This window comes from Caulobacter sp. GW821-FHT11A05 (assembly GCF_058809015.1).
In genome coordinates this window covers 635,553-657,338 of sequence record NZ_JBXASF010000002.1, presented here as the reverse complement: position 1 = coordinate 657,338, position 21,786 = coordinate 635,553, and the positions used below count along the sequence as shown (strand labels likewise).

Here is a 21,786-nt window from a genome sequence, read left to right as displayed (position 1 = left end):
CGCCGGCGCCGCCTGCACCGCTCGCCCGCCTCGCGCCGTTGGCTCCCCTGGCGCCGGTCGCACCGGCGGCCCACGTCCCGCCGGCGCCGCCCGCCCCGCCCACTCCGCCGGAACCGCCCGTGGTCTCCGGCGTCGACTGGAAGGCCCGGCCCAGCGCCGCCGATGTGGCGGCCGCCTATCCGGCCAGGGCCCGCGCCGAGGGCATTTCCGGACGGGTCGTCCTGACCTGCGACACGGGCGTCGACGGCTGGCTGTCGAACTGCCGGACCCGGAGCGAGACGCCGGCCGGCAACGGCTTCGCCGAAGCGGCCCTGAAGCTGGCCCCCAAGTTCCGGGTCAACGCCATCTTCCCCGAGGGGAGCAAACCTCGCACCGGCAAGGTCAGCATCCCGATCGTCTTCGGCACGCCGGTCCAGCCGGCGGCCGCTCCGACCCCGCCGAGGCCGATGATCGCCAAGCCGGTCTGGGTTTCCCGCCCGAGCGGCGCCGACGTCGCGGCTGTCTATCCGCGCGAGGCCTACAAGGCGGGCCTGTCCGGCCGGGTGGTGCTGCGGTGCCGGACGACGCCGGCCGGCGACCTGACGGACTGCCAGGTTCGCGGCGACGACGGCTTCGCGGAGGCGGCCCTGAAGCTGGCCGCGAAGTTCAAGGTCAGCCCGTTGCTGGCGGACGGCAGACCGGCTGGTGGCGGCTACGTCAATGTGCCGATCATCTTCAGCGCGCCGACGGCGGCTCAGACGCCGCGTCCCGCGCGGTAACTAGAACCGCCGCTCTTCCAGGTGGCCGTCCTTGAGGGCGAACACCCGGTCCATGTAGCGGGCCAGATCCAGGTTGTGGGTGGCGATCAGGGCGGCGACGCCCTGGTCGCGAACCACGTCGTGCAGGGCCTGGAAGACGTGGGCGGCGGTCTCCGGATCGAGGTTGCCGGTCGGCTCGTCGGCCAGCAGCAGCACCGGCTCGTTGGTCAGGGCGCGGGCGATGGCCACCCGCTGCTGCTCGCCGCCGGACAGCTGGCCCGGCTGGTGGTCGGTGCGTTCGGCCAGGCCCATCTGGCCGAGCAGCCCCTCAGCCCGCGCCTGCGCCCAGGCCCGGTCGCGGCCCTGGATCAGGGCCGGCATGGCCACGTTCTCCAGCGCCGTGAACTCCGGCAGCAGATGGTGGAACTGGTAGACGAAGCCGATGCTGGCCAGGCGCGTCAGGGTGCGCGGCCGGTCGCCCAGCTTGCTGCAGTCCTGGCCGGCGATGATCACCTGGCCTTCGGTCGGATGTTCCAGCAGCCCGGCCGCGTGCAGCAGTGACGACTTGCCCGACCCAGACGGCCCGATCAGCCCGACGATCTCGCCCGGCATGACGTCGAGGTCGGCGCCCCTGAGCACCGTCAGCTCGCCGGCCCCGGTGCGATAGGTGCGCTTGACGCCGCGCAGGGACAGGGTCGGACTACTCATAGCGAAGCGCCTCAACCGGATCGAGGCTGGCCGCCCTGAGCGCCGGTGGCAGGGTGGCGATGAAGCTGACCAGCAGCGACACCCCGACGATCAACGCCACCTCCGGCCATTCGATGCGGGCCGGGATGTGGGTCAGGAAATAGACATCGGCGTTGAAGACGCTGGTCCCGGTGACGCTCTCGACCAGGCCCTGGATGTGCTGGATGTTCATGCAGAACAGCACCCCCAGGAACAGGCCGGCCAAGGTCCCCGCCACGCCGACGCTGGCCCCGGCCATGAAGAAGACGCGCAGGATGGAGTTCTTGGTCGCCCCCATGGTGCGCAGGATGGCGATGTCGCGGCTCTTGTTCTTCACCAGCATGATGAGCCCCGAGACGATGTTGATCGCCGCGATGATGACGATGCAGAACAGGATGAACCGCATCACCGTGCGCTCGACCTGCAGGGCATTGAAAAAGCTCTGGTTCTTCTCGGTCCAGTCGCTGACGCTGGCGCCCGGGCCCGCCGCCTGGCGGATCAGCGGCTTGAGCGTGGCGGCGGCGTCCGGGTCGTCCAGCTTGATCTCCAGCACATCGACCCCGCCCTCCTTGCCGAAGAACAGCTGGGACTGCTCCAGCGGCATATAGGCGAAGGCCTGGTCGTACTCGCTCATGCCGACGCTGAAGAGGCCGCCGACCGTGTAGTCCTTCTGGCTGGCCGACATGCCGAAGGCCGAGGGCGAACTGGACGGCGCGATGATGGTGACCGCGTCACCCGGCCCGACCCCCAGCTGCAGGGCCAGCCGCTGACCCAGCAGGACCATGTCGCCGCCGTATTCGCCCTGGCCGTAGCCCTCCAGGGACCCGACCTTGATGTTGCCGGCGACCAGCTTTGTCGCCTTGAGGTCCGCCAGGCTGACCCCGCGCACGATGGCGCCGCCGGCCTGGCCGCGGCCGACGATCATGACCTGGCCTTCGGTCATCGGCGTCACCTGGGCGACGCCGGGGACGGCGCGGATGCGCTTCACCACCGTATCGCGCTCACCGTCCGACAACGGCAGGGCGCCGACCACGTACATGTGGCCGTTGAAGCCGAGGATCTTGTCCAGCAACTCGGTGCGGAAGCCGTTCATGACGCTCATCACCACGATGAGCACCAGCACCGCCGCCCCGATGCCGAGGAAGGCGAGGATGGAGATCAGGGCCACGCCGGCGTCCTGTCGCCGGGCGCGCAGGTAGCGGAAGGCGACCGCCCGCTCCCACATCCCGAACGGCGCGGCCTTGGCCCCCGGCTTGCTCACCTCAGGCGAGCCCGGCCAGCACGGCGTCGAGCGAGGCGACGGAGCGTTCGCCGGTGGCGCGCACCTTCACTTCCACATTGCCCTCCGCGATGGACTTGGGCCCCACGACGATCTGACGGGGGATGCCGATCAGGTCCATGGTTGCAAATTTCGCGCCGGCCCGCTCGTCGCGGTCGTCGTACAGGGCCGCCTTGCCGGCCGCTTTCGCCGCCGCATAGACCTTCTCGCAGGCCGCATCGCAGGCAGCATCGCCGGACTTCAGGTTGATGATGCCCAGATCGTAGGGGGCCACCGCGTCCGGCCAGATGATGCCGTTGTCGTCATGGCTGGCCTCGATGATGGCGCCCAGCAGGCGCGAGACGCCGACGCCGTAGCTGCCCATGTGCACGGGGGCGTTCTGGCCGTCAGGGCCGGCGACATTGGCCTTCATCGGCTTGGAGTACTTCTCGCCGAAATAGAAGATGTGGCCGACCTCGATGCCGCGGGCCGACAGCTGCTTGTCGGCCGGCACGGCGTTGAAGGCCGCCTCGTCGTGCATCTCTTCGGTCGCCGCATAGAGGGCGGTGCGCTGGTCGACCAGCGGCTGCAGGTCGCCGTCGAAGTCGACGTCGGGGCCCGGGGCGCCCATCTCGACCAGGTCCTTGTGACAGAAGACCTGGGATTCGCCGGTGTCGGCCAGGACGATGAACTCGTGGCTGAGGTCGCCGCCGATCGGGCCGGTGTCGGCCTTCATCGGCACGGCCTTGAGGCCCATGCGGGCGAAGGTGTTGAGGTAGGCAACGAACATCCGGTTGTAGGACTTGCGGGCGTCGGCCTCGTTGAGGTCGAAGCTGTAGGCGTCCTTCATCAGGAACTCGCGGCCGCGCATGACGCCGAAGCGCGGGCGGCGCTCGTCGCGGAACTTCCACTGGATGTTGTAGAGGTTGAGCGGCAGGTCCTTGTAGCTCTTCACCGAGGCCCGGAAGATGTCGGTGACCACCTCCTCGGCCGTGGGCCCATACAGCAGGTCGCGCTTGTGGCGGTCGGTGATGCGCAGCATCTCGTCGCCATAGGCCTCGTAGCGACCGCTTTCCTTCCACAGGTCGGCCAGCTGCAGGGTCGGCATGAGGAGTTCGATGGCCCCGGCCCGGTCCATCTCCTCGCGGACGATCTGCTCGACCTTCTTGAGCACCCGCAGGCCCAGCGGCAGCCAGGCGTAGATGCCGGCCGCCTCCTGGCGGATCATGCCGGCGCGCAGCATCAGCTGATGGGAGACGATCTGAACGTCGGCGGGCACTTCCTTGAGCACCGGCAGGAAAAAGCGCGACAGGCGCATGGCAACCCCAATGAATAATCGGCGCTGACTTAGCCGGTGGGGATGTTGATTGGCAACGTGGCCCGGCGAAAAGAAGGCCGCCTGAGCAACTCAGGCGGCCTTCAAGTTCAATCGTCGGGGAACATACGCCACGGAACGCAGCGGGCGGACCCGCTTTCCGAGGCTTCAGGATGCGCCCACCCGGCCCGCCGTGGCAGCGGTGTCATCGCGATCGGCCGACCAATCGGCGATATGCCCAGAGTTTGTGCAACCACGGCGCGACCGGGCGCCGCAATCCTGTGCAGTCAGTTCCAGTGGGCCAGCGACGGCATGGGAATCAGGTGGAATTTCAGGGCCAGCATCAGCAGCGCCCAGCAGATGAACGACACCCAGGTGGTGGTGATGAACTTCCGCTTGAGGTTGGGATTGACCGGCGCGCCGGGGTCGCCGCCGTCGGTCACCTTGATGCCGGACTCGTGGTAGCTGCGGCTGCCCAGCGGCAGCACCACGAACAGCACCGTCCACCAGATGGTCAGGTAGACGGCGAACATGGTCATCGGGCCCATCAGTGGTGCTCGCCCTTGGGGGTTTCCATCAGTTCGACCAGCATGCCGCCCATGTCCTTGGGGTGGATGAAGATCACCGGCGTACCATGCGCCCCGATGCGCGGTTCGCCCAGCACCGTGGCGCCCTTGGCCTTCATGTCGTCGCGGGCGGCGAGGATGTCCTCGACCTCGAAACAGATGTGGTGCTGGCCACCCTTGGGGTTCTTGGCCAGGAAGCCGTGGATCGGCGAGGATTCCCCGTAAGGCTCGATCAGCTCGATCTGGCTGTTGGGCAGGTTGACGAAACAGACCCAGACACCCTGCTCCGGCATCGCCCATTTGTCGGTGATCGAGGTGGCGCCGAGCACCTCGCGGTACATCTTCACCGACTCGTCGATGGAGGGGGTGGCGACGCCGACGTGGTTGAGCTTGCCGATCATGGGGGTCCTGCCTGGATGATGCGCAGGCGTCCTACACCGATTGGCGCGCCGCCTCCACCGTGACGAAAGGTCAGCCGGAGGTGGTCCGGCGGATGATTTATCGAAGCGGAGCCATTTTACCACGAACAAGACCAGGGCGAGCAGGTATTTCCTGTATTTTACAACACCTTACGTCCACTCGGAGGTCGGCCGAGGAGGGCGATACAGCCAGCTTGGCGCGCCGATTGGACCAACCAACAACCCACCGATTTCCACCGGCGTCCCGCAGGCCCGCCTGGCCGGCAGTCCGGAGGCCCGAAAATTTTACCCGGAGGAAATTCAGGGCCAGATCGGCCGGGCCCGGAACACCGGCAGGCCGATCAGCAGCAGCCCGGCCAGATAGCCGCCCAGATGCGCCTCCCAGGCGATGCCGCCCATGGTCATCCGACCATCCAGCAGCGCCGGCAGCAGGACAATGGCCATGATCACCAGGTTGCTGACGATAGCGGCCTGCGTCTGCTTCCAGACCTGGCGGGAGAAGATCGGCGCGAGGCTGCCGTTCGGACCGAGCCTGGCCATGGCGCCCCAGAGGCCGAAGATGGCCCCTGAGGCGCCGATCATCGGCACGGCGCTGGTCGGGTGGATGGCCAGGTAGACGGCGTCGCCGATCAGGCCGCAGAGCAGGTAGAAGACGACATAGGTGGCCAGCGCCCGGCCGTCGCGGCCGAAGCGCAGGGCCACGATCGGGCCGAGCTGCGCCAGGGCGATCATGTTGAAGACCAGGTGGGCGATTCCGGCGTGCAGGAACATGCTGCTGAACGGCGTCCACCAGCGGCCCTCGGCCAGCGCCGCGGCCGACAGCCCGCCCTGGTCGATGCCGATGTTCCCGTCACCCTCCAGCAGGCGCCAGACCTGCCAGGCCGCGACCAGCAGGATGGCGCCGGTGACCACAGCGTTCGGCCAGGCCAGCTTCCACAGTTCGCCCGGCGTCAGCCGCCGCTCCATGGGCGGCGGCTGTGAAGGCGGCGGCTGGTCCGACCAGGGTCCGGGGGATTGATCCATCAGATGCGCAGCACCACCGCCTCGACGACCGGCTTGCGTTCCCAGATGCGGTAGGCGGCTTTCTTGACCACCTTGCAGATGGCCGCCTCGACGATCTCGTCAAAGGCCCGTTCCTCGCCGGGGATCTTGCGGATCGCCTGCTCGGCCTCGTCGGCCAGGTCGTCCAGCGCGTCGTCGAGCGGGTATTCCTCATCGCCCGGCAGGCCCAGCGAACGAACCTGCGGGCCGGAGACCAGCTTGCCCTTCTCGTCGAGCACGACCGAGACGGTCAGGGCGCCGTTGAAGGCCGCGTGCCGCCGCTGCTTCAGGGCGTCGCCGTTCTCGGGGGTCAGGACGCCGGCGTCGACATAGAGGCGCCCGGCCGGCACCTCGTCGATGATGCTCGGATGCCCCGGCGCCAGCCGGACCATGTCGCCGTTGCGCGGCGTCACCGTCATCGGCACCTGCAGGTCCTTGGCCAGGGCGGCGTGTTCCAGCAGGTGGCGGCGCTCGCCATGGGTCGGTACGGCGATCTGCGGCCGGGCCCACTGGTACATCTGCTTGAGTTCGTCGCGGCAGGGGTGGCCGGAAACGTGGATGCCCGGGTGGTCGCGTTCGGTGTAGAGGCGCACGCCCCGGTCCGCCAAACCATTCTGCAGGGCGCGGATCGGCACCTCATTGCCGGGGATCACCCGGCTGGAGAAGATGGCGTGGTCGCCGTTGCCGAGCGTGATGTGCGGGTGCGTGCCCGAGGCGATGCGCGACAGGGCTGCGCGGGGCTCACCCTGGCTGCCGGTGCAGAGGTAGAGAATGCTGCTCTCGGGGAAGTAGCCGGCCTCCTTCTCGCTGACGAACTCGGCCGTGCCCTTCATGAGGCCGACCGACTTGGCGGCGGCGGCCATGCGGTGCATCGAGCGGCCGACCAGGCAGACCCGCCGGCCGGCGTCCTCGGCGGCGCGGATGACCGTGTCCATGCGGGCGACGTTGGAGGCGAAGCAGCCGACCGCGATCTTGCCCTTCAGGCTGCCGATCAGCTTGGTCATCGCCACCCGCACCTCGCCCTCGGAGCCGGCGAAGCCGTCGACGAAGACGTTGGTGCTGTCGCAGACCATGGCCAGCACGCCCTCGTCGCCGAGCCGGCGGATGGCGGCCGCGTCGGTGACGGCGCCGAGCAGCGGGTCCGGGTCGATCTTCCAATCGCCGGTATGGAGGATGGTGCCCAGCGGCGTGCGGATGGCCAGGCCGTTGGGCTCGGGGATCGAGTGGGTCAGGGTGATCAGTTCAAGCTCGAAGGGGCCCAACTCGATATTGCCGCCCAGCGCCACCTCGGTGATGTGAACATCGTCGAGGATGCCCTTCTCGCGCAGCTTCTCGCGCAGCAGGAAGGCGGTGAACGGCGTCGCGTAGACCGGCGCCCTGAGGCGCGGCCACAGCCAGGCGACGGCGCCGATGTGGTCCTCATGGGCGTGGGTCAGGACGATGCCGAGGATGTCGTCGGCATAGGCCTCGATGTACGTAGGATCGGGCAGGATGACCTCGACGCCGGGCGTCGTCTGGTCGCCGAAGGTGATGCCGAGGTCGACGACGATCCACTTGCGGTCCTCTTCCGGCCCGTAGCCGTAGAGGTTGAAGTTCATGCCGATCTCGTTGGAGCCCCCCAGCGGCAGGAAGATGAGTTCGTCACTGGGGTGGGGTGTGGGCATGAGGCTCAAGTGGTGTTCCTGCGGTGGATTTCCAGCAGACCCCGGATGGTGAGGTCGCCGTCGAAGATGTCGATGGTGTCGGTGGCGCCCTCGAAGAGGGAGAAGACCCCGCCGGTGGCGACAACCGTCAGGTGGCCGCCGCGTTCCTCCTTGATGCGTTTGATCAGGCCCTCGATGAGGCCGATGTAGCCCCAGAAGACGCCCGACTGCATGGCGGTGACGGTGTCGGTGCCGACCACGCGGTTGCGCTCCGGCCGCTGGATGGCGATGCGCGGCAGCTTGGCGGCGGCCTCGTGCAGGGCCTGCATGGAGAGGTTGATGCCAGGAGCGATGACGCCGCCCTCGAAGCCGCCGTCGGCCCCGATGACGTCGAAGGTGGTGGCGGTGCCGCTGTCGATGATGATCAGCGGGCCGGGGTATTTGATGTGGGCCCCGATGGCGTTGACCAGCCGGTCGGCGCCGGCCTCGGACGGCTTGTCGATGCGGATGGGGATGCCGAGCTCGGCGTTCTCGCCGATGACCAGCGGCTCGACGTGCAGGTAGCGCCGCGACAGGTTGCGCAGGTTGAACAGCGATTGGGGCACGACGCTGGAAATGATGCAGGCGGTCAGAGCCCCCAGGCTCATGCCCGACATGGCCAGCAGCTGTGACAGCCAGACGGCGTATTCGTCGGCCGTGCGGGTGCTCTCGGTGGCGGTGCGCCACTGGGCGATCCAGTCCTCGCCATTGTGCACGGCGAAGAGGGTGTTGGTGTTGCCCTGTTCGATGGCCAGCAGCATTCAGCGCTCCCCGAAAAACACGTCGCCCGCCGTGATGCGGCGCAGCATGCCGTCTGGCAAGCGCAGTCTGAGCGATCCGTCGCTATCGAGACCTTCCGCTATGCCTTCGACCGTTTCATTGCCCAGCCGCGCCACGCACGCCTCGCCCAGGCCGTGCGCCCGGCGGGTCCAGGCGTCGGCGATGGCGGGGAAGCCCAGGCGGTCCCAGACGGCCTGCCAGCGGGCGAAGGCCTCGGCGAGAACGGCGAGGGCGTCGAGCGGCTTGGGCGGCGGTCCGGTCATGTGGGCGGCGAAGGTGGTGGCGGGGCGCTCGGCGTTCTCCGGCGCCTCGGCCAGGTTGACGCCGATGCCGACCGCCAGCCACAGGCCGCCGAGCGGCGAAGGGCCGGACTCGATCAGCACGCCGCTGGTCTTCTTCCCGCCGATCAGCGGATCGTTCGGCCATTTCAGGGTGACGAGACTGGCGGGCACATAGGCGTCGGCCAGTTCGGCGACGGCCAGGGCGGCGACGAAGGATATCTGCGCCGCTTCCGCCGGCGGCCGCTGGGTGGTCAGCAGCAGGGTGGCGGCCAGGTTGCTCCCCTGCCCCGTCTCCCAAGACCGGCCCCGACGCCCGCGCCCGGCGGTCTGGCGCCCGGCGGTGAGCCAAAGGGGGCCCATTTCGCCGGCCTCGGCCCGGCGGCGGGCCTCGGCGTTGGTGGAGTCGATCTCGTCGTAGGCGATGATGGGGGGGATCATGGCGCCGATCTCTCCCCCTCTCCGGCCGTCATCCTCGGGCTTGTCCCGAGGACCCATTGTAGGGCCAGGCGCGAGCGCGGCCGCACCGACCACGCGATCTGGGCAGGCGTTCGCGCGAGCGGACGAATGGGTCCTCGGGACAAACCCGAGGATGACGGCCGGGGGGTGGTGGCGGGGAGGGTAATCCCCTACCCCAGCGCGGCCGCGGCGGCCTTGGCCAGCGGGTCGAGCCAGATCAGGGCCAGGACGCAGAGCGGGAAGCTGAACAGGGCGGCGGCAATGGCGATGCCATTGGCCTCCAGCGGCGGCTTGTCGGTCGCGCCCGGAGCCGCGTCCATCCACATCACCTTGATCAGGCGCAGGTAGTAGAAGGCCGCCACCACGCTGCCGACCAGGCCGAGCACGGCGGCCCAGACCATGTATTCCTGCCCCGAGCCGATGGCCGCCTTGAAGACGTAGAACTTGGCCCAGAAGCCGGCGAACGGCGGCAGGCCGATGGCCGACAGGGAGAAGGCGGTGATGGCCAGGGCCAGGCCCGGGCGTTCCTTCACCAGGCCGGCCATGTCGTCGATGGTCTCCATCGGCTTGTCGCCGCGCTGCAGGGCGCAGAGGGCCGCGAAGAAGCCGGTCACGTCGACCATGTAGAGGACCATGAACAGCAGCATGGCCTGGATGCCCAGCGTGCCGCCGGCGGCCAGGCCCAGCAGGGCGTAGCCGATGTTGGCGATCGAGCTGTAGGCCCACAGGCGCTTCAGGTTGCGCTGCGCCAGGCCGGCGAAGGCGCCGACGAAGATGGAGATCAGCGCCAGGGCGACGATCACCTGCCGCCACTGCTCGATGGCGCTGCCGAAGCCCTCGGTCAGCACCCGGGCCAGCAGCACCATGGCGGCCAACTTGGGGGCGGCCGAGAAGAAGCCGACGATCGGCGTCGGGGCGCCCTCGTAGACGTCCGGCGTCCACATGTGGAAGGGCGCGGCCGAGACCTTGAAGGCGATGCCGCAGATCAGGAAGACCAGGCCGAACAGCACGCCGCCGCCCGCCCCCGCCTTCACCGCCTCGGCGATGACCGGGAACTGGGTGGAGCCGGCGAAGCCGTAGATCAGCGAGGCGCCGTAGAGCAGCAGGCCGGAGCTGAGGGCGCCGAGCACGAAATACTTCAGGCCCGCTTCCGAGCCCTTGGCGTCGTCACGGCGGAAGGCGGCCAGGACGTAGAGGGCCAGGGAATGCAGCTCGATGCCCATGTAGAGGCTGATCAGGTCGCCGGCCGAGGCCATGACGCCCATGCCGAGCGCGGCCAGCAGGATCAGCACCGTCAGCTCGAACTTGGCCTCGCCCCGGCGGGCCAGCCAGCGGTCCGACAGCAGGATGGCGACGGCGGAGAAGCCGTAGATGAAGACCTTGGCGAAGGCCGAGATGGGGTCGGCGATCAGGCCGCCGGCGAAGGCGACGCCGTGCGGGCCGACCACGGCCGCGGCGGCCGCGGCCACCAGCGACAGGACGGCGACGCCATTGAACAGGGCGGTGACCCTGCCCTGGAAGGCGCCCCAGACCAGCAGCACGCAGGCCGCGATCCCGAGGATCACTTCCGGCCAGGCCAGGGAGAGGTTGCTCATGAACATGGCCAGGCCCCTACCCGCCCGTCGCGGCGCGATAGGCGCCGACCAGCGCGTCGACCGAGGCGCCGGTGTATTGGAAGATGCTGTGCGGATAGACCCCGAGGAACAGGGTCGAGACGATCAGCGGAACGAAGATGGCGACCTCGCGCCAGTCCAGGTCGGTGATGTTGGCAAGTTGCGGATTGGTGATCTCGCCGAACATCACGCGCCGGTACAGAGTGAGCGCATAGACCGCCGAGAGGATGACCCCGGTGGCGGCCAAGAGCGCCGTCCAGGTCGAGGCCTCATAGGTGCCCGTCATGGTCATGATCTCGCCGACGAAGCCGCTGGTGCCCGGCAGGCCGACGTTGCCCATGGTGAACAGCATGAAGACCGCCGCATACCAGGGCATGCGCTGGGTCAGGCCGCCGTAGAAGGCGATCTCGCGGGTGTGCATGCGGTCGTAGACGACGCCGACGCAGAGGAAGAGCGCGCCGGAGATCACCCCGTGGCTGATCATCTGGTAGAGGGCGCCCTGCTCCCCGACCGCGTTGCCGCTGAAGATGCCCATGGTCACAAAACCCATGTGGGCGACCGAGCTGTAGGCGATCAGCTTCTTGATGTCGGTCTGCCGGAAGGCGACCAGGGAGGTGTAGATGATGGCGACCACCGACAGCCCGAAGACCAGCGGCGCCCAGACCTCCGAGGCCTGCGGGAACATCGGCAGGCTGAAACGCATGAAGCCGTAGCCGCCGAGCTTCAACAGGATGCCGGCCAGGATCACCGAGCCGGCTGTCGGCGCCTCGACGTGGGCGTCGGGCAGCCAGGTGTGCACCGGCCACATCGGCATCTTCACCGCGAAGGAGGCGAAGAAGGCCAGCCACAGCCAGGTCTGCAGCATCGGGTCGAACTTGTAGTGCATCAGCTCGGGGATCGAGGTCGTGCCCGAGATGCCGATCATGGCCAGGATGGCGGCCAGCATCAGCACGCTGCCCAGCAGGGTGTAGAGGAAGAATTTGAAGGCCGCGTAGACCCGCCGCTTGCCGCCCCAGATACCGATGATCAGGAACATCGGCACCAGGCCGAACTCGAAGAACATGTAGAACAGGATCAGGTCCAGCGCGGTGAACACGCCGATGACCAGCACTTCCAGCACCAGGAAGGCGATCATGTACTCGGCGACCCGGTTCTCCACCGACTTCCACGAGGCGGCGATGCAGAGCGGCATCAGGAAGGCGGTCAGCACCACGAACAGGATGGAGATGCCGTCGACGCCCATCCGATAGTGGAGCCCGGCGAACAGCGGGAACTCCTCGAGGAACTGGAAGCCCGGATCGCCGGCCTTGAACTGGGCCAGCATCAGCAGGCTGAGGCCGAAGGTCACCGCCGTGTTGACCAGGGTGATCCAGCGCGCGGCGTTGTCGGCCGCCTGGCCGGTGCGGCCCGACAGCTTGATGGCCAGAATGGCGAGGACGCCGATCAGCGGCGAGAAGGTGATGAGGGAGAGAATGCCGGTCATGGTCCTGGCCTACCCTCGGAACTGGAACAGGGCGTAGGTCAGGAGACCCGCGATGCCCAGCAACATGACGAAGGCGTAGTGATAGACGTAGCCGGTCTGCAGCCGGCCCGTGCCCTTGCCGACCAGCATCGAGGCGGCGGAGACGCCGTCCGGACCCAGGCCGTCGATGATCTTCTGGTCGCCGCCCTTCCAGAACAGGTCGCCGAGGAGTTTGGCGCCGCGCACGAAGGTGGCGTCGTACAGCTCGTCGAAGAACCACTTGTTGTAGAGGAAGCGCCACAGCGGTCCCTCCTGGGCGGCCAGCCGCGCCCCCATGCCCTCGTTGAGCAGGTAGACGTAGACGGCGATCAGGAAGCCCGTGGCGGTGACCACCAGCGGCGCCCAGATGACCCAGGCCGGGGCCTCGTGCATCTCGTGCAGCACATGGTTGGTGGCGGCGTTGAACACCGAGCCGGCCCAGAAGTGGGCCTGGTCGTGGCCGACGAAGTGCTCGACGAAGAAGTAGCCGGCGGCGATGGCGCCGATGGCCAGCAGCCCCAGCGGGACCAGCATGCTCAGCGGGCTCTCGTGCGGCTTGTGGTCGTGGCCATGGCCGTGATCATCGTGCCCGTGGGCGTCCGGCAGCGGCTCGCTGTGGGTCTCGATCTGGGCGTGGCTGGCGTGGTCGTCATGCGCATGGGCGTCGGCGTGCCCGTGATCGTCATGCGCCCACTTGGCCTTGCCGTGGAAGGTCATGAAGGCCAGGCGCCAGCTGTAGAAGCTGGTCAGGCCGGCGGCCAGCAGGCTGACCACGAAGGCGAACTGGGCGGCGGGATTGTGCTGCCCGGCGGCCCAGCTGGCCTCGATGATGGTGTCCTTGGAGTAGAAGCCGGCGAAGCCCAGGTCGAGGCCGGGGATGCCGACGCCGGTGATGGCCAGGGTGCCGATGGTCATCACCGCATAGGTGAAGGGCAGGTACTTCCACAGGGCGCCCATCTTCCGCATGTCCTGCTCGTGGTGCATGCCGTGGATGACCGAACCGGCGCCGAGGAACAGCAGGGCCTTGAAGAAGGCGTGGGTGAACAGGTGGAACATCGCCGCCTGATAGGCGCCGACCCCGGCCGCGAAGAACATGTAGCCGAGCTGCGAACAGGTCGAATAGGCGATGACCCGCTTGATGTCGTTCTGGGCCAGACCCACCGTGGCCGCGAACAGGGCCGTCACGGCGCCGACCACCGTCACCACCGTGCGGGCCCCGTCGGCGTACTCGAACATCGGCGACAGCAGGCAGACCATGTAGACGCCGGCGGTGACCATGGTCGCCGCGTGGATCAGCGCCGAAACCGGGGTCGGGCCCTCCATGGCGTCGGGCAGCCAGGTGTGCAGGAAGAACTGGGCCGACTTGCCCATGGCCCCGATGAACAGCAGGAAGCAGGCTAGGTCCATGGCGCTGAACTGCGTGTTCAGGAACACCCAGGTCTTGCCCGACCAGGTCGCCACTTCCGGGAAGATCTCGTTGAACTCGATCGAGCCGAACATCCAGAAGCAGGTCATGATGCCGAGCGCGAAGCCGAAGTCGCCGACCCGGTTCACCACGAAGGCCTTGATGGCGGCGGCCGACGCCGTGGGCTTCTTGTACCAGAAGCCGATCAGCAGGTAGCTGGCTAGGCCCACCCCTTCCCAGCCGAAGAACAGCTGCATGAAGTCGGCGGCGGTGACCAGCGCCAGCATGGCGAAGGTGAAGAGCGACAGATAGGCGAAGAACCGGGGACGGCTGTCGTCCTCGGCCATGTAGCCCCAGCTGTAGAGGTGGACGAGGCTGGAGACGCTGGTCACCACGATCAGCATCACCGCGCTGAGCGTATCGATGCGGATCGACCAGGCCGACTGGAAGTCGCCGACGTTGACGAACGGCAGCAGCTTGACGGTGAAGTCGGCCCAGTCGCCCAACGCCACGCCGAAGAAGGTGATCCAGGCGATGGCGCAGGACAGGAACAGCAGGCCGGTGGTGATGGCCTGGCTGGGGATATTGCCCAGCCGGCGGCCGCTCAGGCCGACGATTGCCGCGCCGATCAGCGGGCCGAACAGCAGGATGGTGACGAGAAGCTCGTGAGACATGGGTGCGATCAGCCCTTCATCACCGAGACGTCGTCGACCGCGATGTCGCCGCGGTTACGGAAGAAGGTCACCAGGATGGCCAGGCCGACGGCGGCCTCGGCCGCGGCGACGGTCAGCACGAACATGGCGTAGATCTGCCCGGTGACGTCGTGCAGGTAGACCGAGAAGGCCACCAGGTTGATGTTCACCGCCAACAGGATCAGCTCGATCGACATCAGGATGACGATGATATTCTTGCGATTCACGAAGATGCCGAACACCCCGATGGTGAACAGGATCGCCGCCAGCGTCAGGTAGTGGGTCAGGCCGATCATTCGCCTTCTCCGGCGCCGGGTTTGATGTCGACGATGGTCATGCCGCTCTTGGGGCCGCGACGGTTCTGGGCGGCGATGTTCTGGCGCTTGACGCCCGGCTTGTGGCGCAGGGTCAGGACGATGGCCCCGATCATGGCGACCAGCAGCACCAGACCCGCCGCCTGGAAGAAGTAGACGTAGTCGGTGTAGAGCACCCGGCCGATGGTCTCGGCGTTGGAGACGTCCGGCAGGCTGGCCATCGGGCCGCTGACCTTGCTGGCCGCGCCCTTCATGGCGATGCTGGTCGAGACCACGATCATCTCGACCGTCAGAATGCCGGCGACGATCAGCCCGATCGGCAGATACTGGGCAAAACCCTGGCGCAGCGACTTGAAGTCGACGTCGAGCATCATGACGACGAACAGGAACAGCACCGCCACCGCGCCGACGTAGACGACGACCAGCAGCATGGCCAGGAACTCGGCCCCGATCAGCACGAACAGACCGGCCGCGCTGAAGAAGGCGGTGATCAGGAACAGCACCGAGTGCACGGGGTTACGCGCCGACACCACGGCCAAAGCCGCCAGCACCGTCACCGTCGCCATCAGATAGAAGGCTATCGCCTGCAGGCCCATCTCGGCCCCGTCCCTTCTTCAATACCGCTTAATCGTCACCTGGAATCGCAGCTCCGCTTGTTAGCGATAGGCCGCGTCCAACTCCAGATTCTTGGCGATCTCGCGTTCCCAACGGTCGCCGTTATCCAGCAGCCGTTCCTTGTCGTAGTAGAGTTCTTCCCGGGTCTCGGTGGCGAACTCGGTGTTCGGTCCCTCGACGATGGCGTCCACCGGGCAGGCCTCCTGGCACAGGCCGCAGTAGATGCATTTGACCATGTCGATGTCGTAGCGGGTCGTGCGGCGGCTGCCGTCCTCGCGAGGCTCGGCCTCGATGTAGATGGCCTGGGCCGGGCAGATGGCCTCGCACAGCTTGCAGGCGATGCAGCGTTCCTCGCCCGACGGATAGCGGCGCAGGGCGTGCTCGCCCCGGAAGCGCGGCGACTGCGGCCCGCGCTCGTTGGGGTAGATCACCGTCTTCTTCGGGGCGAGCATGTACTTCATGGCCAGCCCGAAGGCGCCGATGAAGTCCATGAGGGCGAAACCCTTGATGGCCTGGGCGATGCGGCTCATTGAGCCTTCTCCTTGGGACCGATGACGCACTGGTAGTTCGACAGCTGGTAGGCGTCGCCGCCGTCGGTAAACGGCCGGACCACGCCGCCGGCCTCGACGCACTTGTCCTTGGCCCGCTTCAGCTCGTCATAGGTCACCAGACCGCGACCCAGCGTGTAGCTGCCCGGATTGGCGTCCGGCTGCGTGGCGCAGGCGGCCAACAAAACGAGGGGAAGCAGGAAGGCGGCGCGCATCAGGCATGCCCCGTGAAGACGCGGTAGGCCGCGACCAGCACCACCGCCACCAGCGAGGTCGGCAGGAAGATCTTCCAGCCCAGCCGCATCAGCTGGTCGTAGCGATAGCGAGGCACGATGGCCTTCACCATGGCGAACAGGAAGAACATGAAGATGGTCTTGGCAAAGAACACCAGGAACAGCAGGAAGCTGACCAGGGTGGCGTTCCAGCCGTCCATGAAGTCGGTCGGGAAGCCCGGCTGCCACCCGCCGAAGAACAGGATGGTGAACAGCGAGCACATCAGGACGATGTTGGCGTACTCGCCGATCATGAACAGCAGGTAGGGGGTGGAGCTGTATTCCACCTGATAGCCGGCCACGAGCTCCGACTCTGCCTCGGGCAGGTCGAAGGGCGGGCGGTTGGTCTCGGCCAGGGCCGAAATGAAGAAGATCACGGCCATGGGGATCATCACCAGGGCCAGCGGCAGGTTCTTGAAGCCGCCGCCGAAGACGTTCCAGTTCCAGATCCAGCCGGCCTGCTGCTCGGTGATCGAGGTCAGGCTCATGGTGTTGGCCAGCAGGATCACGGTGATGATCACGAAGCCGATGGAGACCTCGTAGGAAACCATCTGCGCCGCCGAGCGCAGGGACCCGAGGAAGGGATACTTCGAGTTGGACGCCCAGCCGCCCATGATGATGCCGTACACCCCCATCGAGCTGATGGCGAAGATGTAGAGGATGGCCGGGTTGATCGGCGCGATCACCCAGCCCGGCGCCAGCGGCACCACCGCCCAGGCCCCGAAGGCCAGGACGAAGGTCAGGATCGGGGCGATCAGGAACACCGTCTTGTCGGCCCCGGCCGGGATGACGATTTCCTTGAGCAGGAATTTCAGGAAGTCGGCGAACGACTGGAACAGGCCGAAGGGGCCAACGACGTTGGGCCCCTTGCGCATCTGCACGCCGGCCCAGACCTTGCGGTCGCCCCACAGCAGGAAGGCGAGGCTGAGCAGGATCCAGACCAGCACGGCCAGGATCTGGCCGGTGTGGACGAGGAACCAGCCAAGCGGAGTGGTCCAGAAGTCGGGGGTCGTCGGCACGGGCTACTCCGCCGCCATCTTGGCCGCGCCGCTGGCCAGGGCCGCGCATTCGGCCATGGTCACGCTGGCGCGCGCGATCGGGTTGGTCAGGTGGAAGGCCTCGACGGCGCTGGTGAACGGCGCGTCCGAAACATCCCCGGCGGCGCCGAGGCCGCTGATGTCGAAGCTGGTCGCCACCGAGCCCGGCGCATAGTCGATCTGGCCGAAGGTCGGGTGATCGGCGAACAGCTTGGCGCGCAGTTGATCGAGGCTGTCGTACGGCAGGGTCTTGCCGACCCGCTCGCTCAGCGCCCGCAGGATGGCCCAGTCCTCGCGGGCCTCGCCCTTCGGGAACACGGCGCGTTCGCCCATCTGAACCCGGCCCTCGGTGTTGACGTAGAGGCCGTTCTTCTCGGTGTAGGCGGCGCCCGGCAGGATGACGTCGGCCTTGTGAGCGCCTTTGTCGCCGTGGCTGCCCAGATAGACGGTGAAAGCGCCGCTGGCCGAGGCCTCGCACTCGTCCGCGCCCAACAGGAACAGGACGTCCAGCGCGCCAGGCTTCAGCATATCACGGGCCGAGAGACCGCCCTCGCCCGGCACAAAGCCCATGTCGAGGCCGCCGACGCGGGCGGCCGCGCTGTGCAGCACGTTCCAGCCGTTCCAGCCGTCGCGCACGATGTTGAAGCTCTTGGCCACCCCGGCCAGCGCCTTGAGCACGGCGGCGCCGTCCTCGCGGGCGAAGGCGCCTGCGCCGACGATGATCGCCGGCCGCTCGGCGGCCTTGAAGGCCTTGACGAAATCGGACTTGGACTTGGCCAGGCCCGACAGGGTCGAGGCACCGGCGCCGAGGTAGTCGTAGGTATAGGTCAGGTCGACCTGCTGGCCGATCAGACCAATGCGGGTCTTGCCGGCCACCCACTGTTTGCGCAGGCGGGTGTTGAACACGGCCGCCTCGGTCCGCGGGTTGGCCCCGACGATCAGCACCACATCGGCGTTCTCGACGCCCGCGAGCGTCGAATTGAACAGCCAGCTCTCGCGCGGCCCGGTCCCCAGCGCCGAACCATCCTGGCGGCAGTCGAGGTTCTTCACGCCCAGCGAGGTGAACAGGTCCAGCGCCGCCTTCATCGATTCGGCGTCCTGCAGGTCGCCGGCGATGACCCCGACCTTCTCAGGCGCGGTCGTGCTGAGCTTGCTCGCGATCGCCGCGAAGGCTTCCGGCCAGGTGGCGGGCGCCAGCTTGCCGCCGGTGCGCACATAGGGCCGGTCGAGGCGCTGACGGCCCAGGCCGTCGACGGCGTAGCGGCTCTTGTCGCTCAGCCACTCCTCGTTGATGTCCTCGTTGACCCGCGGCAGCACGCGCAGCACGGCCGAACCCCGGCTGTCGACGCGGATGGCGCTGCCCAGCGCGTCCATGACATCGACACTCTGGGTCTTCTTCAGTTCCCAGGGGCGATAGTTGAAGGCCCAGGGCCGGTGCGTCAGGGCCCCGACCGGGCAGAGGTCGTTGACGTTGCCCGACAGCTCGCTGGTCACCGCGGCGCCCAGATAGGTGGTGATTTCAACGTCTTCGCCGCGCGAGATCAGGCCGATCTCCGGCACGCCGGCCACCTCGGTGATGAACCGCACGCAGCGGGTGCACTGGATGCAGCGCGTCATCACCGTCTTGATGAGCGGGCCCATCTCTTTTTCTTCGACGGCGCGCTTGTTTTCTTCGTAGCGGGTCTCATCCCGCCCGTAGCCCATCGCCTGGTCCTGCAGGTCGCACTCGCCGCCCTGGTCGCAGATCGGGCAGTCCAGCGGGTGGTTGATGAGCAGGAACTCCATCACCCCTTCCCGGGCCTTCTTGACCATCGGGGTGCGGGTGAAGATTTCCTGGCCCTCGGCGGCCGGCAGGGCGCAGCTGGCCTGCGGCTTGGGCGGGCCGGGCTTCACCTCGACCAGGCACATGCGGCAGTTGCCGGCGATGCTGAGGCGCTCGTGGTAGCAGAACCGGGGGATTTCCTCCCCCGCGATCTCGGCCACCTGGAGCACCGTCATGCCGGGCTCGAATTCGACCTCGACGCCGTTGACCTTGGCTTTGGGCATAGTTCGTCCGGGACTAACAATTGGGCGGCTGAGTGCACCGGTTTCCCGTGCGGTTCAAGGGGTCCGGCCGCATTGAGAATGGCTCGCAGTTAGGCTCGCCACACCCCTAACACTGTCATCCTTCGGGCGCGCGCAGCGCGAACCGGAGGACCCATGGTCGGTGAGGAACCGCATGGCGCGAGGCGCCCTGCCCCACACCTCGAGAACCCCTTGAATCTACAGGCGTTCGGGCCCCTGCCATGGGTCCTCCGGTCGCCCTGCGGGCGCCGAAGGATGACAGCGTGGGGTGGCGGTTAGCGCTTCTCCGCCTGGCACTTGGGCGCCGGCTGTTTCAGCTCCTCGGCGACGATGTGCTGCAGGCGGCAGCTGTAGCGCTTGCCGAAGGTGCCGTCGGCCTGCAACGAGCGCAGCGCCGGGGCGTGGCAGCGCATGCGTTCGCGGATCAGGAACTCCCACCGCTCGTCGTCCGGCGCCATGGCCAGGATCTGCTCGGAGGTGGTGATCACCATGTAGCCGTAGGCGGTGTAGCGGGCCCGCCAGGTGGCCCCCAGTTTCGAGTCGGGGTCGGTCTCGGTCATCAGCCGGCCGAACTTCTCGTCGGTGTCCGGACAGGCCAGGTCCGGGTATTCCAGGGTTACCGTGTTGAGCAGGTTCCAGCTGGTGTAGGCGGCGTCCTTGCTCTGCAGCTCGCGGGCGGTGTCCAGCTGGTCGATGGCGACCAGAACCGCCGCCACCGCCGTCACGGCCGTGATCACCGTGCCGATGCCGCCGACCACCGACCAGACGGCGGTCGAGCGGAGCCAGGACCGCTCTTCGGGCGCGGCCGAAACCTCAATGTCGATGTCGTCGGTCACGGTCAGCCCCAGCCGCTTTCGTCGATCGGCGATACTCAACGGGAAGGGCGTCGGCCGCAAGCTGCCCGGTCAGCGGGTGGCGGGTCTGATCCGGGCGCAATCAGGCGCCCGAATTTCTCCCGGCAAGGCCTGGCGACGCCTGCATAAGCGCGAACAGCGCCTCGTCATCGGCTCCGGCCTCCCGAAGCACCGAGTAGATGCCGGGCGGCGGAACATCGAACTCCGGATAAAAGGCTAGCAGGCGATTCATCAAGGTGAACTGCTCGTAGTTCAAGGCGCGAACCAGGGCGTGACTGAGCTCCGATCCAGGCGCCGCCAGGGCGTCGACTCCGCGGACGATGGCGACCCCCGCGGCGGACAGCGCCAGAATCATGTTGGCGGCCTGCCGCCGCGCGGGCTTCGGCAGGTCTTCGAAGGGGCGTTCAGAACCAGCTCTTGTCACCGACGACATAGTCCTCGTGGAACTGCTGGTCCGACTTCATCAGGTAGATGATGAACTCGATGAAGGCGATCAGGCAGACGGCGAAGCCGGGGAGCACCAGGATCCAGCCGATCGTGCCGCACAGCAGCATGATGATCCCGGCCCCGGTCTTGCCGAGGTAGAACTTGTGGATGCCCAGCGCCCCCAGGAAGAAGGCCAGCAAGGCGGCGACGATCTTGTTCTTGTCGCCCGACAGCCCGCCGTAGGCCGGGGTGGTGACATAGATGTTGCGGGCTGCGCCGTCCTCGATCTCGAAGTCGACGTCCGTCCCGGGAATGACGCTGCGCACGCCGCCGCCCAGGTCGCCGCGCGTGAACGCGTAACGCTGGCCGTCGTCGCCGCCGATCAGCCCCGTGCCGTCCAGGTCGGCGTAGGAAAGAACCTTGCCCCGCATCAAGTCACCCTCTTGCGCGCGCCAAAGCGGCGTCGCCCCAGGGGGATATTCGAGGCTGCTGTCCCCGCGTCAACCCTTCGGCGGCGGCCCGAGGCCAATGACGGCGAACAGCACGACCGAGATGCCGATCGAAATCCCGGCCCCGCTCGCCCAGCCGGCGATCCAGCCCAGCAGATAGCCGAGCTGGTAGTAGCCTTCGCCCTGGAAGAGCCAGACGATCATGCCGTAGACAGGCCCGCAGAGCATCGCCAGAGCCCAGGGAAAGCTCGGCCAGATGCCGCGCCGCCCGGCGCGATGGAGGATGACCGACATGCCGGCCAGCGGCAGGGAGGCGACCAGCGCCATGCCGATCCAGTACAGCCAGACCGCAAGCTCGCCGTGGCGCGCCAGCAGGTCGCTCAAAACACGGCCGCAGTGTCGGACGGACGGGTTGGCAGGCGACGGACGGCCAGGACGATCAGGTAGATCAGGGTGGTGAAATAGCCCGACAGCAACAGGGCCGCGGCCCAGCTTGACGCCGCCGCCGACACGGGGGTGGGCCCGCCGTCCGCGCCGACCTGTTCGACCTGGGCGCTCAGCTGCCCGAGACCGAAGCCGATCAGCAGGCCGAAGACCACGGCGGCGATCCAGGGCGCGATGAGCGCGATCCCTCGGTAACCCATGCGGCGGCCGACGAAGGTCGCCGCCGTCAGCGGCGCGGTCCCGATAACGGCGAGGACAATGAGCGAGATCAGGCTGCCGTCCGACCCCACC

24 protein-coding genes are annotated in these 21,786 nt (G+C 67.6%); 1 reads left to right on the top strand and 23 read right to left on the bottom strand.

All coding sequences use genetic code 11. The annotated features are described in order from the left end of the window. The coding region (locus AC1RSK_RS06040) for a TonB family protein (RefSeq protein WP_492906445.1) at window positions 1-758 on the top strand (758 nt) is incomplete at its 5' end. Here AC1RSK_RS06040 and AC1RSK_RS06035 read toward each other — a convergent pair. The 23 genes from AC1RSK_RS06035 to AC1RSK_RS05925 form a co-directional block, all read right to left on the bottom strand. Further along, window positions 759-1,445 carry an ABC transporter ATP-binding protein gene (locus tag AC1RSK_RS06035; RefSeq protein ID WP_492906443.1) on the bottom strand — a complete coding sequence of 229 codons (687 nt, stop codon included), beginning with the start codon at window positions 1,443-1,445 and terminating at the stop codon, window positions 759-761. Next, a complete protein-coding gene (locus AC1RSK_RS06030) occupies window positions 1,438-2,688 on the bottom strand; it encodes a lipoprotein-releasing ABC transporter permease subunit (RefSeq protein ID WP_492906477.1) in 1,251 nt (416 codons plus the stop codon). The genes AC1RSK_RS06035 and AC1RSK_RS06030 overlap by 8 nt, the downstream gene beginning before the upstream one ends. A 37-nt stretch (window positions 2,689-2,725) precedes the next feature. After that, window positions 2,726-4,039: a proline--tRNA ligase gene (proS, locus tag AC1RSK_RS06025; RefSeq protein WP_492906441.1), complete on the bottom strand. Its 1,314-nt coding sequence runs from the start codon at window positions 4,037-4,039 to the stop codon at window positions 2,726-2,728. A gap of 284 nt (window positions 4,040-4,323) precedes the next feature. Further along, a complete protein-coding gene (locus AC1RSK_RS06020) occupies window positions 4,324-4,584 on the bottom strand; it encodes a DUF1467 family protein (protein ID WP_492906439.1) in 261 nt (86 codons plus the stop codon). After that, the gene (gene mce / locus AC1RSK_RS06015; RefSeq protein ID WP_492906437.1) at window positions 4,584-5,003 is read right to left on the bottom strand and encodes a methylmalonyl-CoA epimerase; all 420 of its coding nucleotides are present in this window, start codon (window positions 5,001-5,003) and stop codon (window positions 4,584-4,586) included. The genes AC1RSK_RS06020 and mce overlap by 1 nt, the downstream gene beginning before the upstream one ends. Before the next feature lie 318 nt (window positions 5,004-5,321). Beyond that, window positions 5,322-6,044, bottom strand: coding sequence for a rhomboid family intramembrane serine protease (locus AC1RSK_RS06010; RefSeq protein WP_492906435.1), 723 nt, complete (start codon window positions 6,042-6,044; stop codon window positions 5,322-5,324). Continuing rightward, entirely contained in the window at window positions 6,044-7,726 is a 1,683-nt protein-coding gene (locus AC1RSK_RS06005) for a ribonuclease J (protein ID WP_492906475.1), read from the bottom strand. Before AC1RSK_RS06005 ends, AC1RSK_RS06010 begins: the two co-directional genes overlap by 1 nt. Before the next feature lie 5 nt (window positions 7,727-7,731). Beyond that, on the bottom strand, window positions 7,732-8,505 hold the full coding sequence (locus tag AC1RSK_RS06000; RefSeq protein ID WP_492906433.1) for a type III pantothenate kinase: 774 nt from the start codon (window positions 8,503-8,505) through the stop codon (window positions 7,732-7,734). Continuing rightward, window positions 8,506-9,243, bottom strand: a complete 738-nt coding sequence (locus AC1RSK_RS05995) for a biotin--[acetyl-CoA-carboxylase] ligase (RefSeq protein ID WP_492906431.1) — start codon at window positions 9,241-9,243, stop codon at window positions 8,506-8,508. 188 nt (window positions 9,244-9,431) lie between these two features. Continuing rightward, entirely contained in the window at window positions 9,432-10,862 is a 1,431-nt protein-coding gene (gene nuoN / locus AC1RSK_RS05990; protein ID WP_492906430.1) for an NADH-quinone oxidoreductase subunit NuoN, read from the bottom strand. A gap of 10 nt (window positions 10,863-10,872) precedes the next feature. Continuing rightward, window positions 10,873-12,357 (bottom strand): NADH-quinone oxidoreductase subunit M, encoded by a 1,485-nt coding sequence (locus AC1RSK_RS05985; RefSeq protein WP_492906428.1) that lies wholly within the window; start codon window positions 12,355-12,357, stop codon window positions 10,873-10,875. A gap of 9 nt (window positions 12,358-12,366) precedes the next feature. Next, complete coding sequence (gene nuoL / locus AC1RSK_RS05980; protein ID WP_492906426.1) at window positions 12,367-14,454, bottom strand: NADH-quinone oxidoreductase subunit L; 2,088 nt, start codon at window positions 14,452-14,454, stop codon at window positions 12,367-12,369. 8 nt (window positions 14,455-14,462) lie between these two features. After that, window positions 14,463-14,768, bottom strand: coding sequence for an NADH-quinone oxidoreductase subunit NuoK (gene nuoK / locus AC1RSK_RS05975; protein ID WP_492906425.1), 306 nt, complete (start codon window positions 14,766-14,768; stop codon window positions 14,463-14,465). After that, a complete protein-coding gene (locus tag AC1RSK_RS05970; RefSeq protein WP_492906424.1) occupies window positions 14,765-15,382 on the bottom strand; it encodes an NADH-quinone oxidoreductase subunit J in 618 nt (205 codons plus the stop codon). The genes nuoK and AC1RSK_RS05970 overlap by 4 nt, the downstream gene beginning before the upstream one ends. Window positions 15,383-15,442: 60 nt before the next feature. After that, the gene (gene nuoI / locus AC1RSK_RS05965; protein ID WP_492906422.1) at window positions 15,443-15,931 is read right to left on the bottom strand and encodes an NADH-quinone oxidoreductase subunit NuoI; all 489 of its coding nucleotides are present in this window, start codon (window positions 15,929-15,931) and stop codon (window positions 15,443-15,445) included. Continuing rightward, complete coding sequence (locus AC1RSK_RS05960; RefSeq protein WP_492906421.1) at window positions 15,928-16,164, bottom strand: hypothetical protein; 237 nt, start codon at window positions 16,162-16,164, stop codon at window positions 15,928-15,930. The genes nuoI and AC1RSK_RS05960 overlap by 4 nt, the downstream gene beginning before the upstream one ends. Further along, window positions 16,164-17,240 (bottom strand): NADH-quinone oxidoreductase subunit NuoH, encoded by a 1,077-nt coding sequence (gene nuoH / locus AC1RSK_RS05955; RefSeq protein ID WP_492906419.1) that lies wholly within the window; start codon window positions 17,238-17,240, stop codon window positions 16,164-16,166. The genes AC1RSK_RS05960 and nuoH overlap by 1 nt, the downstream gene beginning before the upstream one ends. A 3-nt stretch (window positions 17,241-17,243) precedes the next feature. Beyond that, complete coding sequence (gene nuoG, locus AC1RSK_RS05950) at window positions 17,244-19,304, bottom strand: NADH-quinone oxidoreductase subunit NuoG (protein ID WP_492906417.1); 2,061 nt, start codon at window positions 19,302-19,304, stop codon at window positions 17,244-17,246. 293 nt (window positions 19,305-19,597) lie between these two features. Beyond that, the gene (locus AC1RSK_RS05945; protein WP_492906415.1) at window positions 19,598-20,158 is read right to left on the bottom strand and encodes a hypothetical protein; all 561 of its coding nucleotides are present in this window, start codon (window positions 20,156-20,158) and stop codon (window positions 19,598-19,600) included. 100 nt (window positions 20,159-20,258) lie between these two features. Beyond that, window positions 20,259-20,531, bottom strand: a complete 273-nt coding sequence (locus AC1RSK_RS05940) for a hypothetical protein (protein WP_492906414.1) — start codon at window positions 20,529-20,531, stop codon at window positions 20,259-20,261. 49 nt (window positions 20,532-20,580) lie between these two features. Continuing rightward, a complete protein-coding gene (locus tag AC1RSK_RS05935) occupies window positions 20,581-21,033 on the bottom strand; it encodes a TM2 domain-containing protein (protein ID WP_492906413.1) in 453 nt (150 codons plus the stop codon). 69 nt (window positions 21,034-21,102) lie between these two features. Continuing rightward, window positions 21,103-21,435 carry a hypothetical protein gene (locus AC1RSK_RS05930; protein ID WP_492906412.1) on the bottom strand — a complete coding sequence of 111 codons (333 nt, stop codon included), beginning with the start codon at window positions 21,433-21,435 and terminating at the stop codon, window positions 21,103-21,105. Continuing rightward, on the bottom strand, window positions 21,432-21,785 hold the full coding sequence (locus tag AC1RSK_RS05925) for a hypothetical protein (protein ID WP_492906410.1): 354 nt from the start codon (window positions 21,783-21,785) through the stop codon (window positions 21,432-21,434). Before AC1RSK_RS05925 ends, AC1RSK_RS05930 begins: the two co-directional genes overlap by 4 nt. Window position 21,786 lies beyond the last annotated feature (1 nt).

What these genes read in the sequence shown, in the direction of transcription:
- AC1RSK_RS06035 (WP_492906443.1), bottom strand. Translation starts at nt 1,445, where the DNA reads ATGAGTAGTCCGACCCTGTCCCTGCGCGGCGTCAAGCGCACCTATCGC.
- AC1RSK_RS06030 (WP_492906477.1), bottom strand. Translation starts at nt 2,688, where the DNA reads ATGTGGGAGCGGGCGGTCGCCTTCCGCTACCTGCGCGCCCGGCGACAG.
- proS (WP_492906441.1), bottom strand. Translation starts at nt 4,039, where the DNA reads ATGCGCCTGTCGCGCTTTTTCCTGCCGGTGCTCAAGGAAGTGCCCGCC.
- AC1RSK_RS06020 (WP_492906439.1), bottom strand. Translation starts at nt 4,584, where the DNA reads ATGGGCCCGATGACCATGTTCGCCGTCTACCTGACCATCTGGTGGACG.
- mce (WP_492906437.1), bottom strand. Translation starts at nt 5,003, where the DNA reads ATGATCGGCAAGCTCAACCACGTCGGCGTCGCCACCCCCTCCATCGAC.
- AC1RSK_RS06010 (WP_492906435.1), bottom strand. Translation starts at nt 6,044, where the DNA reads ATGGATCAATCCCCCGGACCCTGGTCGGACCAGCCGCCGCCTTCACAG.
- AC1RSK_RS06005 (WP_492906475.1), bottom strand. Translation starts at nt 7,726, where the DNA reads ATGCCCACACCCCACCCCAGTGACGAACTCATCTTCCTGCCGCTGGGG.
- AC1RSK_RS06000 (WP_492906433.1), bottom strand. Translation starts at nt 8,505, where the DNA reads ATGCTGCTGGCCATCGAACAGGGCAACACCAACACCCTCTTCGCCGTG.
- AC1RSK_RS05995 (WP_492906431.1), bottom strand. Translation starts at nt 9,243, where the DNA reads ATGATCCCCCCCATCATCGCCTACGACGAGATCGACTCCACCAACGCC.
- nuoN (WP_492906430.1), bottom strand. Translation starts at nt 10,862, where the DNA reads ATGTTCATGAGCAACCTCTCCCTGGCCTGGCCGGAAGTGATCCTCGGG.
- AC1RSK_RS05985 (WP_492906428.1), bottom strand. Translation starts at nt 12,357, where the DNA reads ATGACCGGCATTCTCTCCCTCATCACCTTCTCGCCGCTGATCGGCGTC.
- nuoL (WP_492906426.1), bottom strand. Translation starts at nt 14,454, where the DNA reads ATGTCTCACGAGCTTCTCGTCACCATCCTGCTGTTCGGCCCGCTGATC.
- nuoK (WP_492906425.1), bottom strand. Translation starts at nt 14,768, where the DNA reads ATGATCGGCCTGACCCACTACCTGACGCTGGCGGCGATCCTGTTCACC.
- AC1RSK_RS05970 (WP_492906424.1), bottom strand. Translation starts at nt 15,382, where the DNA reads ATGGGCCTGCAGGCGATAGCCTTCTATCTGATGGCGACGGTGACGGTG.
- nuoI (WP_492906422.1), bottom strand. Translation starts at nt 15,931, where the DNA reads ATGAGCCGCATCGCCCAGGCCATCAAGGGTTTCGCCCTCATGGACTTC.
- AC1RSK_RS05960 (WP_492906421.1), bottom strand. Translation starts at nt 16,164, where the DNA reads ATGCGCGCCGCCTTCCTGCTTCCCCTCGTTTTGTTGGCCGCCTGCGCC.
- nuoG (WP_492906417.1), bottom strand. Translation starts at nt 19,304, where the DNA reads ATGCCCAAAGCCAAGGTCAACGGCGTCGAGGTCGAATTCGAGCCCGGC.
- AC1RSK_RS05940 (WP_492906414.1), bottom strand. Translation starts at nt 20,531, where the DNA reads ATGATTCTGGCGCTGTCCGCCGCGGGGGTCGCCATCGTCCGCGGAGTC.
- AC1RSK_RS05935 (WP_492906413.1), bottom strand. Translation starts at nt 21,033, where the DNA reads ATGCGGGGCAAGGTTCTTTCCTACGCCGACCTGGACGGCACGGGGCTG.